Raw genomic sequence first — 14972 nt, forward strand, 5'->3', positions numbered from 1 at the left:
AGATGAATTCTCAAACTATGAAAGTTTCCCTCATTACCGGCATCACTGGCCAAGACGGTGCCTACCTCGCCCAGCTCCTGCTGGAGAAGGGCTATCAGGTCTACGGCACCTATCGCCGCACCAGCTCGGTGAACTTCTGGCGTATCGAAGAGCTTGGCATCGCCAAGCACCCGAACCTGCACCTGATCGAATACGATCTGACGGACCTCTCGTCGAGCATCCGCCTGCTGCAGACGACGGGCGCCACGGAGGTGTACAACCTCGCCGCGCAAAGCTTTGTCGGTGTGTCCTTTGACCAGCCGGTCACCACCGCGGAAATCACCGGTATCGGTCCGCTGAACCTGCTCGAGGCGATCCGTATCGTCAATCCGAAGATCCGCTTCTACCAGGCGAGCACGTCCGAAATGTTCGGCAAGGTGCAGGCGATCCCGCAGATCGAATCGACGCCGTTCTATCCGCGTAGCCCGTATGGCGTGGCCAAGCTGTATGCGCACTGGATGACGGTGAACTACCGCGAAAGCTACGATATCTTCGGCTGTAGCGGCATCCTGTTCAATCACGAATCGCCGCTGCGCGGCCGCGAGTTCGTCACGCGAAAGATCACGGACTCCGTCGCGAAGATCAAGCTCGGTCAGCTCGACGTGCTCGAACTGGGCAATATGGACGCGAAGCGCGACTGGGGTTTCGCGAAGGAATACGTGGAAGGCATGTGGCGCATGCTGCAGGTCGACGAACCGGACACGTACGTCCTCGCCACGAATCGAACGGAAACCGTCCGCGACTTCGTCAGCATGGCGTTCAAGGCAACCGGTGTCGATCTCGAGTTCAAGGGCAGCGACGTGAATGAAATCGGCGTCGATGTCGCGACCGGCAAGACGGTTGTGCGCGTCAATCCGAAGTTCCACCGCCCGGCCGAAGTCGACCTGCTGATCGGCAACCCGGAGAAGGCGAAGCAGAAGCTGGGCTGGGAGCCGACGACGACGCTCGAGCAGCTGTGCGCAATGATGGTTGAAGCGGATTTGCGTCGCAATGAACTCGGCTTCTCGTTCTGACGCGCCGCGGGCCCTGGTGACAGGGCTTGGCGGCTTCACCGGCGACTTCCTGGCGCAGTCGTTGCGCGCGGCCGGCTATCGCGTGTTCGGCACGACGCACGGCTCCGAAACGACGGGGCCCGATATGTATCGGGTCGATCTGTGCGACCGCGCGGCGCTCGCACAGGTTGTCGCCGACGTGCAGCCTGACGTGGTCGCGCATCTCGCCGCGATCGCGTTCGTTGCGCACGGTGACGCCGATGCGATCTATCGCACCAACGTGGTCGGCACGCGCAACCTGCTCGACGCGCTCGCGAATCTGAAGAGCCGCCCGAAGGCGGTTCTGCTGGCGAGCAGTGCCAACATCTACGGCAACGCGGCGGTTGAAGTCATCGACGAATCGGTCGAGCCCAACCCGGCGAACGATTACGCGGTGAGCAAGCTGGCGATGGAGTACATGGCGCGCCTGTGGTGCGACAAGTTGCCGATCGTCATCGCGCGTCCGTTCAACTACACGGGCGTCGGGCAGTCGCCGCAGTTCCTGCTGCCGAAGATCGTCAGCCACTTCCAGCGCGGCGAGCGCGTGATCGAACTCGGCAATATTGACGTCGAGCGTGATTTCTCCGACGTGCGCCGCGTGGTGGATGCCTATCGACGCTTGCTGCAGCTCGCACCGGCCGGCGGCGTGTTCAACGTATGCTCCGGTCGTGCGGTGTCGCTGAAGGCGGTGATCGCGATGATGGAGAAGATTGCCGGTTACACGATCGAGGTGCGCGTCAACCCGGCTTTCGTGCGCTCGAACGAAGTGCGCCGGTTGCAGGGCGACGGTACGCGGCTGCAGGCCGCCATCGGCCCGCTCGACGATATTCCGCTGGAGAGCACGCTACGCTGGATGTTTGGCGGAGGGCGTGGGTGAAGGTCGGTTTTGGCACGACGGCGCTGGCACGGAGCCGTGCGCACGGCGGCGTAGACGGCATTGGTTCGTATACACGCGAATTGGGACAGGCGCTGATCGCGCGAGGCGGGGTCGACCTGGTTCCCGCCGGTTTCGGCGTGACCGTCGGGGACGACGTATTTCCGGGCGCCCGGCCCGCAGTGAATCTCGGTCGGCATGAAATCGCGACGGTGCTGGGTGCCGTGACGCCGTGGACGTCCATCGACGAGAAGGTATTGCGCGCGGAACGCGTCGACGTGTTTCATGCGACGGATCACCTGATTCCGAAGCTGTCCTCGACACCGGTCATCGCGACGCTGATGGACGCGATCCCGCTGTCGCATCCGGAATGGACGACGATCCGGCTGGCGGCACTGCGGCGTTGGCTGCTGCGTCGCTCGGGCGCCTGGGCCGACCATGTGATCACGATCTCCGACTACTCAAAGCAGGAAATCGTCGAGCATTTCGGCATTGCACCGGAGCGGATTTCGGTGGTTCCGCTGGGTGTCCATCCCCGGTTCTTCGAACGGATCGACCAAGCCGAGCGCGATGCGGTAAGGGAGCGTCTCGGCTTGCCGACGCAGTTCTTCCTGTGCATCGGGACGCTGCAGCCGCGGAAGAATCTCGAGCGAGTGGTTGATGCGCATGCGAGCCTGCCTGCCGGCCTGCGCCGCGATTTCCCGCTGGTGATCGTCGGACGGGCAGGGTGGGGCTGCGAGCAACTCGTCGCGCGCTTGCGCGCGGACGAGAGCGGTAGCGTTCGCTGGCTCGAATATCTGCCTGATCACGACGTGCGCGCGCTGCTGCAGTCCGCAAGTGCGCTCGTGTTCGCGTCGCTGTGCGAGGGTTTCGGGTTGCCCGTCGTGGAAGCTTTTGCGTCGGGTTTGCCGGTCGTTGCATCGAACACGACGTCGGTTCCCGAAGTCGCGGGCGACGCGGCGATCCTCGTCGATCCCACCCGGACCGGTGACATTGCCGACGGCATGAGAATGGTGGTCGAGCAGCCCGGGCGGGCCGACGTGCTTCGCGAGGCCGGGCTGGCACGGGCGCGAGCGCTGAATTGGCCGGCTTGCGCGGAGAAGACGCTGGCGGTCTACGAAGCTGTCCTGGGCGGAACACGTCGTCAATGAATCAATTCGCTTCAAGGAGCACCGCGTGAAGTTGGGGGTGGACATCACCTGGATGGTCGGCAACTACCGCGGCATGGGGCGTTTTGCCCGTCAACTGGTGGCGCCGATCGGCGAGTCGGTGCTGGGCTTCGCGCCGGACGGCGTGAGCACCGACGAATGGCCGTGCGTCAGCCAAGGGCGCCGTTTCTTCCCGTGGTGGGAGCAGGTCGAGTTGCCGCGGTTGTGCCGCGAGCATAAACCGGACTATCTGCTGTGCCCGTACAACACCGGGCCGCTGCGCGCCACCGGCAACACGCCGTTGATCGCGGTCATTTACGATCTGATCTACATGCAGCCGTGGAGCGTGCTGCCGCCGGCGAGGTCGCTGTATCAGACCGCCGGGCGCGTGTATCGCCGCCATGTGGTGCCGCGGCTGGCGCGCCGGGCCGACGTCGTGCTGACCATCTCGCGGTTTACGCAACGGGAGCTGGTCGAAACGTTCGGACTGAACGAGGCCGACGTGCACGTCATCCCGTGCATGATTTCGGACGACTGGTTCGACACGCCGGTGAGCGCGGCGGCACGTCGGCCATACCTGTTCACGGTCGCGGGCGAGGTGCCGAGCAAGAACGTCGATCGCCTCCTGCAGGCGTTCGCGATCGCGCGGCCGGCGCTCGGCGATGACGCTACGCTCAGGATCGCCGGGATCAAGTCCGAACATCACGCGCATTTTCTCGGGCGGGCGGCAGCGCTCGGCCTCGCGGGTGCGGTCGAGCTGCTCGGCTATATTTCGCGGGACGAACTGCGCGAGCAGTATCGGCACGCACACGCGTTCATCTTTGCTTCGTTGTTCGAAGGGTTCGGCATTCCGCTGCTGGAGGCAATGGCGTCGGGCACACCGGTTGCGTGCAGCAATACGACGTCGATGCCCGAGGTCGTTGGCGACTGCGGCCTGCAGTTCGATCCCTTTTCCGTGGACGACATGGCGGAGCAGATTCGCAGGGTATGGAACGACGGCGCGCGATTCGACGTCGCGATCCGCGACGGTGTCGCCCGCGCACGCACCTTCTCGGAGTCGGCCGTGCGTCCGCTGATTCAGGATTTCTGGGCGCATCTATCATGAACCAGGACAAGAAGAAGCTGCTGGTGCTGACGCCGCGATTTCCGTATCCGGTGATCGGCGGTGACAAGTTGCGGATCTACCATCTCTGCCGTGTGCTGTCCCGTCGATACTCGCTGACGCTGCTGAGCATGTGCGAGAGCGACGACGAAATGCACGCCGCGTTGCCGGACGATGGCGTATTCGATCGGGTCGAACGGGTCTTTCTGTCGCGCCGGCGATCGTACTTGAATACGTTGCTCGCGTTGCCCACGCGCACGCCGCTGCAGGTGGCGTACTACCGGAGCCGTGCGTTCGCGGCGGCGGTGGCGCGATTGCTGCCGTCGCACGACGGCGCCTTCGTGCATCTCGTGCGCTGCGCCGAATATGTCCGCAAGTCGGACAAGCCGCGCGTCCTGGAAATGACCGATGCGATTTCGCTCAACTACAGCCGGGTGAAGCAGCTGCGGCGCGCACGGGGGCTGAAGTCGCGCGTGTTCGGCATCGAGGCGAAGCGCCTGCTCGACTACGAGCGCACGATCGTCGACGATTTCGACCTGTCGGTGCTGGTTTCGCGGACCGATCGCGACTACCTGTTTCCCGGCGAGTCGGGCAAGAAGGTGATGGTGTGCTCGAACGGCGTCGACCTGTCAGGCCTGCCGTACACCGCACGCAGCATGGCGAGTCGTATCCTGATTTTCATCGGCGACATGCGCACGGTCCAGAACCAGGACATGTGCCACTATTTCGCGGAGGCCGTGCTGCCGTTGCTGCGCAAGCGTGCCGATTACCGCTTCCGGATCGTCGGGTCCATCGCGCCCGCGCTTGCAGAACGATTTCGCGCGTATGACGGCGTCGACGTGACGGGCCGCGTCGAGTCGGTCGCGCAGGCCGCATCCGACGGCGCAATCGGCGTGTGCCCGATGCGCATCGGTGCAGGTGTGCAGAACAAGATTCTCGAATACATGGCGCTCGGGCTGCCCGTGGTCACCACGTCGCTCGGCCACGAGGGCCTGGGCGCGCAAAGCGGTTGCGATCTGCTGATCGCGGATACGCCGGAGGAATTCGTCGCTCGAATCGAGCAGCTCGTCGCCGACGAGGCCGGGGCGGTCGAGATGACGGCGCGAGCGCGAGCCTTCGTCGAGCACGAGCACGGTTGGGAGCGGATGCTCGCGCCGCTCGTCGACGAGGTGGGCACGTTGCTGGCCTGAGCGGCGGCACGTCCGGCTCTCGTCGCGCCGGTGGCCGTGGGGCCGCTCCCAGGCTTGGTTGCTGCCGATCGGCAAGGTTACAATGTTCGCGATCGATGCGGCCCCATCGGCGTGCCGCCGCCAATGGCCTTCGGTCGGTATTGCGTCGCGGCGACGCCGTTGTCCCGCAAGCGGAATGAGCCGGGCCGCGCGACGCCTTCCTCTGATACGGAACCCGGACATCGACGTGTCTTTCCATAGGGTTGCATCCGGCAGCACATGCTTCGATGCATCGCCAGATGCCGGTCGCGCGGCACCGATCAACAACGGTGCCGGCGAGCGGCATGCTTTACGTCTTCGAGATCCCGACGTGTTTGTCTCAACTTCCCTTTCCGTTTCCCCGTGCCGTTCCAGCGTGCATCGGCCTGCGCCGCCTGCCGGCGCGACAGGCGGGTTCACGCTGCTTCATCGAATCGTCAGCCGACACGGCCGGAGGGGGCGATGACCCATCTCGTCGTCACCGGCGCGAACGGTTTTGTCGGCCGTGCACTGTGCCGCCGTGCGCTGCAGGCCGGTCACACGGTGACCGCACTGGTAAGGCGACCGGGCGGCTGCATCGATGGCGTGCGCGAATGGGTACACGGCACCGCCGATTTCGATCACCTGGATGAAGGGTGGCCGGCTGATCTGGCCGCCGACTGCGTGATCCATCTTGCCGCCCGTGTGCACGTGATGCGCGACGAGTCGCCCGATCCCGACGCGGCGTTCGACGCCACCAACGTCGTCGGCACCCTGCGGCTCGCCCAGGCGGCGCGCAATCACGGCGTACGCCGCATCGTGTTCGCGAGCAGCATCAAGGCGGTCGGAGAGGGTGACGACGGCGTGCCGCTGTCGGAAGCCGTCGAACCCGATCCGCAGGATGCATACGGCCGCTCGAAACTGCATGCGGAGCGACAACTCGCGCAGTTCGGCGCGTCGGCAGGGCTCGACGTCGTCGTGGTTCGTCCTCCGCTCGTTTATGGCCCGGCCGTACGCGCCAACTTCCTGCGGATGATGGATGCGGTCGCACGCGGGATACCGCTGCCGTTCGGCGCCATTTCGGCGCGCCGCAGCATCGTCTATGTCGAAAACCTCGCGGATGCGCTGCTGCGGTGCGCGATCGACCCGCGCGCGGCCGGCGAATGCTTTCATGTGGCCGACGACGACGCACCGTCGGTCACGGGCCTGCTGCGTCTCGTCGGAGACGCGCTCGGCAAGCCGGCGCGGCTGGTCGCGGTGCCGCCGGTGCTGCTGCGCGTGCTTGGTAAGCTGACGGGCCGCAGCGCGGCCATCGATCGCCTGACCGGCAGCCTGCAGCTCGATACGGGCCGGATCGGGCGCGTGCTTGGCTGGCATCCGCCCTATACGACCCGCCAAGGCCTCGCAGCGACCGCCGCATGGTATCGTTCGCGCGATACACAACAATAGTCGACATGCATTTCCCGATCTCCACATGGCCCTACACGGTCGTGGTGGCGCTGGTGGCCGCCATCGCGTCGACGGCCATCCTGCGCATGCTGCTTGCGACCGGCCTCGCATGGCGCCTCGCCACCGATATTCCGAACGATCGTTCGCTCCATACGCTGCCGACGCCGCGCGTCGGCGGATGGGGGATCGTGCCGGTCTGCGTTGTCTTGCTGCTGGCGCTTGCGCCGGCGTTGTGGCTGATTGCTGTCGGCGCGGCGGGGCTGGCGGCGATGTCGCAAATCGACGACCGGCGCGGGTTGCCGGCCCGTGTGCGGTTTTCGGCTCACCTCGCGGCCGTGGTTGCGCTGATCGTCGTCTATCCGGCCGATGCACCATGGTGGCTGCTCGCGGGCGTCGGCTTCGTGATGGTCTGGCTGACGAACCTGTACAACTTCATGGACGGCGCCGACGGCCTCGCGGGCGGTATGGCGCTGTTTGGTTTCGGTGCATACGCGGTCGGGGCGCTGACCGGCCCGACCCTGTCACCGGATCTCGCCGTGGCCGGCGCGGCCGTTGCCGGCGCGGCGCTCGGCTTCCTGTTGCTCAATTTCCATCCGGCTCGCCTGTTTCTCGGCGACGCAGGCTCGATTCCGCTGGGATTCCTGGCCGGCGCGCTTGGCTACTGGGGCTGGCGTGCCGATGCGTGGCCGATCTGGTTTCCGGCGCTCGTCTTCGCGCCCTTTATTGCCGATGCATCTGTAACACTTTTGAGACGCCTGTTACGTGGAGAAAAGTTCTGGCAGGCGCACCGGGAGCATTATTATCAACGGATGGTCCGCTCGGGCGTAGGTCACCGTCGGACTGCTCTTTATTGGTACCTCATCATGCTCGCAGGCATAATCATCGCCGTGTGGGCAAAAGGCCGCCCTGAACAGCAGCAATGGCTGTTGTTTTTCGCATGGTATGGCGTCCTTGCATGTATCGGGTTGGTGATCGACATGCGTTGGCGCCGGTTTCAGTCGGCCGCCGAAAACAACTCTTGAGGTTTCCTGCCGATGTTGCGATCCAAAGCATCGTGGCTGTCGCTGAGTGCTTTTCTGTTCGACCTGACGGCGGTGGTCACGTCGTGGTTGTTCGCTTATCTCGTTCGTTTCAACGGTAGCGTTCCGGCTGATTTCCTGGGCGGCGCGGTGACCGCGCTCGTCTGGACGCTGCCGGTCTACGCGCTGATGTTCCATGTGTTCGGCCTGTATCGCGGCCTCTGGGTGTTCGCGAGCCTTCCCGACCTGATGCGAATCTCGAAGGCGGTTGCCGGCGGCAGCGTGATCGTGATGATCGGAGCCGTGATGTTCCAGCCGTCGCCGATCATCCCGCGCTCGGTGCTGCTCGTCTCACCGCTGATGCTGTTCCTGTTGATGGGCGGGGCTCGCGCGCTGTACCGCGCGACGAAGGAGTTCTACCTGTACGGCGGGCTGGTCGGGCAAGGTAAGCCAGTGCTCGTACTGGGAGCCGGCACGGCTGGCGCCAGCCTCGCGCGCGAATTGTCGCGTTCGGGCGAATGGCGCCTCGTCGGCTTGCTCGATGACGACGTCACCAAGCATGGGCGCGAGATTTACGGCTACAAGGTGCTCGGCTCGTTCAACGACCTGAAGCACTGGACCGACGCGATCAAGGTCGAATACGCGATCATCGCGATTCCGTCGGCGTCCGTCGAAACGCAGCGCCGCGTCGCGACGCTGTGCGTGCGCGCAGGCATCAAGGCGATGGTGCTGCCGTCGCTGACCGCACTGATGCCCGGGCAGGGGTTCCTGTCGCAGGTGCGCAATATCGACCTCGAGGATCTGCTCGGCCGCGATGCGGTGACGATCGACACGCCGCACGTCGAGGCGCTGCTGCGTGGCCGCGTCGTGATGGTGACGGGCGCGGGCGGTTCGATCGGCTCCGAGCTGTGCCGCCAGATCCTTCGTTTTGCCCCTGCGCAGATCGTCGCGTTCGATCTGTCCGAATACGCGATGTATCGGCTCACGGAGGAGTTGCGGGAACGCTTCCCCGACCAGCCCGTCGTGCCGATCATCGGCGACGCGAAGGATTCGTTGCTGCTCGACCAGGTGATGTCGCGCCATGCGCCGCACATCGTGTTCCATGCAGCCGCATACAAACACGTGCCGTTGATGGAGGAGCACAACGCGTGGCAGGCGCTGCGCAACAACGTGCTCGGCACATATCGCGTCGCGCGTGCTGCGATCCGCCACGATGTTCGCCATTTCGTGCTGATCTCGACCGACAAGGCCGTCAACCCGACCAACGTCATGGGCGCAAGCAAGCGTCTTGCCGAGATGGCGTGCCAGGCGTTGCAGCAGACGAGCGGTGGCACGCAGTTCGAGACCGTGCGGTTCGGCAACGTGCTCGGCAGCGCGGGCAGCGTGATCCCCAAGTTCCAGCAGCAGATCGCAAAGGGCGGCCCGGTGACCGTCACGCATCCCGAGATCACGCGGTTCTTCATGACGATCCCGGAAGCGTCGCAACTCGTGCTGCAGGCGTCGAGCATGGGCCAAGGTGGCGAGATCTTCATTCTCGACATGGGCGAGCCCGTCAGGATCGTCGATCTCGCGCGCGACCTGATTCGTCTGTACGGCTTTTCGGAGGGACAGATCCGGATCGAGTTCACGGGGCTGCGACCCGGCGAAAAGCTCTACGAGGAATTGCTCGCGGACGACGAGACGACGACGCGCACGCCGCATCCCAAACTGCGGATCGCGCGTGCACGGGAAGTGCCCGATCACTTGCTCGACGAATTGCTGCCGTGGCTGATGCAGAATCGGGTGCTGAGCGACGACGAAGTCCGGCGCGATCTGCGCCGCTGGGTGCCTGAATACCAGTCGACGGTTGCTCCCGTGCTGCAGAGTGTGCCGGATGTGCGGGCGGCGTCGAGCAAGTGAGGATCATTGTCGTGACGGGCGTTCCCCACACGCGACAAAAAAGCGCCCCGCGGGGCGCTTTTTTATTTGCTTAGATTTTCCGCGAGAAACATCTTTCTGGCATGATAAATAAACGCTGTGACTGACCGGGAACTGTACGAGCGGCCTGCAGCAGGCCGGCTTGAGTGGCGGCTCGGAAGGCCGACAGTCTTTCGGTGGCAAGGGTTTGTGATTAAATTAAATCGATATTAACCCGACGGAGAGCAAGACGTGACAATAAACGTCGTCGCTGTGCTCAATATATCTGCACTTCGAAGCACGGATCATACTCAGTTCACGAGTGTCTGCGTCCAGGGATATTACTTGGCGCTGGATGGAGGCGGCGGTCTGTATCACTGCGATACTACCGATACCACCTCGTCTGATAATGGTGGTACGGTCATCGTTGCGAGCGACGGAGCTCGGTGGAAATTGCAAACCATCGGTGGATTCGTCGCGGTTGAGCAGTTCGGGGCAAAGGGTGACGGAGCCGCGGACGACACGGATGCAATAAATCGCTGTCTGGCTTCGTTCGGGTTATCCGGAGGAACGGCGGTCGCTGTCAGAATCTATAATGTTTCAACTATTAACGTTCCGCAAAATTGTTCTCTTGCGGGAGAGTTGCAGAATTCGGAGCAGACGCTTAGCGGCAGTGCCCAGAATTATTACTCATGGGGTTCGCAGGTCAGGCTTCAGGCAAGCGGCGTTATCAACCTGGCTCGAGGCGCGTCCTTGGATAAAATGCTGATTATCCGCGCCGGACTATCGTTGCCAGTAACGAATGATACGCAAGCGACGGCGGTGGTTGGCCAAATGTCCGGGGTTGGGGTTTCGGTGACTGACGCGGGTTGTTCTATCACGAATACGATGCTGCTCGGCCATGGTCAGGCGATCAACGTTCTGGCGAACCAGAGTAATACGCAAGGTCGCTTTTACATGAGCAACGTGCGCATCGATAGCAAGTACGGTGTGTACATCAATGGTGCGTACGATCTGTGCCGACTCTATAGCGTGCACTGTTGGCCGTTCCTTACGGTTCATGCTTCCGGCGTATCAGGTGCAAACCTGTCGCGCGCTGGCGTTGCGTTTTCTCTGGAAAACGTCGATGACTGGTCGCAACTCGTTAGCTGTTTTGCATACGGGTATGGAGTTGCCTATCAGTGTTCCTCAACCGCAAATATTGAGTTCCTTGCCTGCCAGGCCGATGGTCCCAGTGCCGGTCAGCAAACGGCGTTCAATATCATAGGAACCAGCACGTACACCCATATGGAAGGGTGTATGGTCAACAGTTATCAGACGGCTGTTGCAATCAATATCGGGCCGATTGGAGCGGGGGGCGCAAACTGGCCGGAGGTCAGATCCGTCAATGGAAACTACAATTGTATTGGCACATGTATCAGCGTCGACTCCGGTCAGCTGCGATCTGTTAACGACAGTTTTCACAGTGGCACCGTTGGAGTGGCGTTCGGGGCGGGAACACTTCATGGAAGTTCGCTAAGTACACCCTATTTCAATAATGGTGTGGGGACTCCGTGGAATTTTGCGTCGGATGGAATCCAGAAGATCGTGAGTGTCGTTGCGCCCACTTTCTATGGCGGGGCTGCGTCGGCAAACCCAAGCCAGGTTCTCTCTGATTTCAACATCGTGAGCCAAAGCAGCGTTGCTCCTGGCGTTGGGCCGTCGTATCAATGGAGCGGCCCGTATTCGACATATACGGGCCTTTATGCGAGCGTTCAGGCCAGATTGGTAAGTGGCACGACTGGCAATGAAGCATCTGATTTGGTTTTCTCCGGCTTTCGCGCAGGCGCAATGATTGATCGTCTGGTAATCGACCACGATGGTCATCTCTATCCGGCGAAAAACAACGCCTACAACTGCGGTGGACCAAACAATCGGTGGTTGTCGGTCTACGCGGCCAACGGAATGATCAATACTTCCGATGAGACATATAAGACCGATGTTCGGGAAATTGATGAAGTATTGCTGGATGCGTTTGCATTGATCAGACCGGTCCAATTTCGTTGGAAAATGGGCGATGATATTCGTTGGCGAGTTGGCTATCGTGCTCAGGATCTTGAGCGCGCATTGCGGCAGCGAGGGGCGGATCCCGCACAGTACTCTCTGTGGGTCAGGGACGAGATCGTCGAGGACGGACAGGGGACTGGCAGATTCATTCAGGGTCTGGACTATGACCAACTCGCGGTGTTGAGAGAGGCGCTTGAACGTCGCAGGACCGCCGAAGTTCGTTCATGAAAATTCCCCGACTATGATCGGCCCGATACCGATACCGATACCGATACCGATACCGATACCGATACCGATACCGATACCGATACCGGCAAATCCCTCCCGCCGTGTGTGCAACCGGATATCGGGGCCAGGGCATTGTCGTGCCATACAGCCACCCACCTCGGCCCCCTGAGTTGCACGATGCCGACCTCCGGCCACACGCAATTGAGCGCGAACGGCACGGCGAACACGGCCGGACGTCCCGTGCTGCCAGAACCTCGTCGCGGTGAGTGCCGCGACTGGGTTTGTCCTACGGCCGACTTCGCACCATATATCACGAACCGTATGAAGGGCGGTGTTTCCTCGCATATCAACTGCGATAGTCCCGCGGCCCTATCGCCCCATTCGAGTCTCCCCCGCCTTGACCCGCCCCGGTCATTTGACTACCGGCCGATTCCTTCCTATGTTTTCCTCAAGGTTGCCGTGCGATTGCCGTAAAAGAACGAAAAGCCAAATACGAGCTCTACGGTCCATACCAATCCAATGAAGCAGCATATTGCAAGGGGAATGAGCGCGGCCCTCATGGTGTTCGCGCTTGCCGGGTGCGGCGGCGACGATAGTCCGACGGCCGCCGCTACCAATGTCGCCGCGCAGACGGGCAAAGTGTCCGCACTGCGCGCCACGGGCAATGTGGTGAGCGCGGCGCCGATGAACGCGACGGCGCCGATCCATGTCGCGCTCGTACTCAAACTGAACGACGAAGCCGCATTGCATCGCTTCGTGCAGGACGCGCGAACGCCCGGCAGCGCCAGTTACGGCGCCGTGCTGACTTCCGCGCAGATCGCCGCGCGATACACGCCCTCCGCCGGCCAGGTCGCCACCGTGAAGGCCTATCTGCAAAGTAAGGGCTTCACGAACATCAACGTCGCCGGCAACAACATGATCGTCGAAGCCGATGCGCCGGCCGGTGTGATCTCCGGCGTGTTCCAGACGACGCTGGTGCCGGTCGCGATGTCGGACGGCACCAGTGCACATATCAACACCGCCCCGGAGACGATGCCCGACGCGATCGGCGGGGTAGTTCAATCGGTACTGGGGCTGGATACGGCGACCCGCCTCCATCCGCATTTCGTTCGCGCCACCCTTTCGGCAGCGGCGCCGCAAGCGAATGCGTCGCCGACAACCGCGGCGGTGACGGTCGCGCATAGTCCGACGGACTTTCCCGGCATCTATTCCGTGGGCGGTACCCCGACGGCCAGCAACATCACCGTGGGCATCATTGCGGAAGGCAATCTGACGCAGCCCGTCATCGACCTGGCCACCTTCGAAAGCAACCACCAGCTGCCTGCCGTACCCGTTTCGGTGATCAACGTCGGCTCGCCAAGCGCCGACACCAGCGCGAACACCGAATGGTCGCTGGATAGCCAGACCATCGTCGGGATGTCCGGTGGCCTCAAGCAACTCAATTTCTATGTCGCGCCATCGTTCGCGTGGAGCAACATGGCGCTCGCGATCAATCGGGCCGTGACCGACAACACCGCCCGCGTCGTGAACATGTCGATCGGCGGTTGCGAGAACTGGGCGCCGACGGCCGCCATCGACACGCTGTTCGAGCTCGCCGTCGCGCAGGGACAGACTTTCGCGGTCAGCTCCGGGGATTCAGGCAGTGTTGCATACGGCTGCAGCGGCACGTCGGTGCAATACCCGGCGACTTCCCCCTACGTGGTAGCCGTGGGCGGCACATCGCTTTATACGAACGGGAACGGCAGCTACGCGGGCGAGACCGCGTGGGATGGCAGCGGCGGCGGCATCAGTGGCATCGAGCCGATTCCGTCGTGGCAGTCGAACGTGCCGGCGCTCAAGGGCCGTTTCTTTCGAGGCATGCCGGACATCGCGTTCGACGCCGATCCGTACAGCGGTGCACAGGTCGTCGTCGGTGGACAACTCGAGATCATAGGCGGGACGAGCCTGTCCGCGCCGCTGTTTGCCGCGACCTGGGCGCGCATGCTGTCCGGTGGCTGCGCGGCCAGTCTCGGTTTCGCGGCGCCGACGCTGTACAGCGCACAAGCGACAAGCCCATCGATCTTTCGCGATGTCACCAACGGGTCGAACGGCGCATACAGTGCGGGTTCGGGATGGGATTTCGTGACCGGCTGGGGCACGCCGAACGTCAGCGCGCTGCATTCCGCGATATGCGTGCCGACCTCGCCGATCTATGGCGGCGAGGTCACCGAAGGGACGACGCTCAGGCCGTCGCAAATCGTGTACTCGGCATCAGGAAGTCATCGACTGGCCATGCAGGATGACGGCAACCTGGTGCTGTACAACACGGCCAACGGCGCCGCGGTGTGGAATTCGGGGACCTACGGAAATGCCGGGGCCTATGCCGTGTTCCAGACTGACGGCAACTTCGTGATCTACAGCGTGAGCGGCAAGCCGTTGTGGTTCTCGTCGACCAACGGCACGACCTTTGGCCAGCGTCTGTCCGTGCAGGACGACGGCAACATGGTGATCTACCGCGTGTCCGTGCCGGTATTTGCCACATCGACTGCCGCGGCGGGCCTGCCGAATTCATCGAGCGGCCCGGCCGTCTGGAACGGCGGCATGACGCTGAGCGGCGGCCAGAGCCTGACTTCAGGCAACGGCGCAAACGTGCTCGTCATGCAGGGCGACGGGAATCTGGTGCTGATGCGCCAGGGCGTTCCGCAGTGGAGTTCGAGTACTTACAATCATCCTGGTGCGTATGCGACGATGCAAGCGGACGGCAATCTGGTCGTCTACAGTTCCGCGGGGGCTCCGCTCTGGTATACCGGCACCAGCGGCAATCCGGGGGCGGCCACATATCTTCAGGACGACGGAAACATCGTGATCTATGCGCGGGTGCCGAGCTGGAGCTCGAATACCGCGGGAAGCTAGCAGTTCGTTGGTCGAGTCGCCGGGGCGCCGTCATTGGTCCAGTCGGCAACGGCGACTCGTT

General features: G+C 62.9%; 10 protein-coding genes. All 10 read left to right on the forward strand.

From position 1 onward, the window contains the following. Positions 1 to 17 precede the first annotated feature (17 nt). On the forward strand, positions 18 to 1052 hold the full coding sequence (gene gmd, locus LMA02_RS03905) for a GDP-mannose 4,6-dehydratase (protein ID WP_228906999.1): 1035 nt from the start codon (positions 18 to 20) through the stop codon (positions 1050 to 1052). Next, a complete protein-coding gene (locus tag LMA02_RS03910) occupies positions 1030 to 1947 on the forward strand; it encodes an NAD-dependent epimerase/dehydratase family protein (RefSeq protein ID WP_228907000.1) in 918 nt (305 codons plus the stop codon). The genes gmd and LMA02_RS03910 overlap by 23 nt, the downstream gene beginning before the upstream one ends. After that, the gene (locus LMA02_RS03915; RefSeq protein ID WP_228907001.1) at positions 1944 to 3095 is read left to right on the forward strand and encodes a glycosyltransferase family 4 protein; all 1152 of its coding nucleotides are present in this window, start codon (positions 1944 to 1946) and stop codon (positions 3093 to 3095) included. Before LMA02_RS03910 ends, LMA02_RS03915 begins: the two co-directional genes overlap by 4 nt. A gap of 25 nt (positions 3096 to 3120) precedes the next feature. After that, the gene (locus LMA02_RS03920) at positions 3121 to 4197 is read left to right on the forward strand and encodes a glycosyltransferase family 4 protein (RefSeq protein WP_228907002.1); all 1077 of its coding nucleotides are present in this window, start codon (positions 3121 to 3123) and stop codon (positions 4195 to 4197) included. Further along, positions 4194 to 5384, forward strand: a complete 1191-nt coding sequence (locus tag LMA02_RS03925) for a glycosyltransferase (protein WP_228907003.1) — start codon at positions 4194 to 4196, stop codon at positions 5382 to 5384. The genes LMA02_RS03920 and LMA02_RS03925 overlap by 4 nt, the downstream gene beginning before the upstream one ends. A gap of 480 nt (positions 5385 to 5864) precedes the next feature. Next, entirely contained in the window at positions 5865 to 6830 is a 966-nt protein-coding gene (locus LMA02_RS03930; RefSeq protein WP_228907004.1) for a UDP-glucose 4-epimerase family protein, read from the forward strand. 5 nt (positions 6831 to 6835) lie between these two features. After that, positions 6836 to 7852 carry an MraY family glycosyltransferase gene (locus LMA02_RS03935; protein ID WP_228907005.1) on the forward strand — a complete coding sequence of 339 codons (1017 nt, stop codon included), beginning with the start codon at positions 6836 to 6838 and terminating at the stop codon, positions 7850 to 7852. Between the two features lie 12 nt (positions 7853 to 7864). Continuing rightward, positions 7865 to 9748 (forward strand): polysaccharide biosynthesis protein, encoded by a 1884-nt coding sequence (locus LMA02_RS03940; RefSeq protein ID WP_228907006.1) that lies wholly within the window; start codon positions 7865 to 7867, stop codon positions 9746 to 9748. Between the two features lie 249 nt (positions 9749 to 9997). After that, positions 9998 to 12019, forward strand: a complete 2022-nt coding sequence (locus tag LMA02_RS03945) for a tail fiber domain-containing protein (RefSeq protein WP_228907007.1) — start codon at positions 9998 to 10000, stop codon at positions 12017 to 12019. A gap of 558 nt (positions 12020 to 12577) precedes the next feature. Continuing rightward, complete coding sequence (locus LMA02_RS03950; protein WP_228907604.1) at positions 12578 to 14911, forward strand: protease pro-enzyme activation domain-containing protein; 2334 nt, start codon at positions 12578 to 12580, stop codon at positions 14909 to 14911. Positions 14912 to 14972 lie beyond the last annotated feature (61 nt).

This window comes from Burkholderia sp. B21-005 (assembly GCF_020843965.1).
Classification (GTDB): domain Bacteria; phylum Pseudomonadota; class Gammaproteobacteria; order Burkholderiales; family Burkholderiaceae; genus Burkholderia; species Burkholderia ambifaria.

Bases quoted from the DNA above. Each gene is read 5' to 3' on its own strand.
- LMA02_RS03940 (WP_228907006.1), top strand. From the start codon at position 7,865: ATGTTGCGATCCAAAGCATCGTGGCTGTCGCTGAGTGCTTTTCTGTTC.
- LMA02_RS03910 (WP_228907000.1), top strand. From the start codon at position 1,030: ATGAACTCGGCTTCTCGTTCTGACGCGCCGCGGGCCCTGGTGACAGGG.
- LMA02_RS03950 (WP_228907604.1), top strand. From the start codon at position 12,578: ATGGTGTTCGCGCTTGCCGGGTGCGGCGGCGACGATAGTCCGACGGCC.
- LMA02_RS03930 (WP_228907004.1), top strand. From the start codon at position 5,865: ATGACCCATCTCGTCGTCACCGGCGCGAACGGTTTTGTCGGCCGTGCA.
- LMA02_RS03925 (WP_228907003.1), top strand. From the start codon at position 4,194: ATGAACCAGGACAAGAAGAAGCTGCTGGTGCTGACGCCGCGATTTCCG.
- gmd (WP_228906999.1), top strand. From the start codon at position 18: ATGAAAGTTTCCCTCATTACCGGCATCACTGGCCAAGACGGTGCCTAC.
- LMA02_RS03935 (WP_228907005.1), top strand. From the start codon at position 6,836: ATGCATTTCCCGATCTCCACATGGCCCTACACGGTCGTGGTGGCGCTG.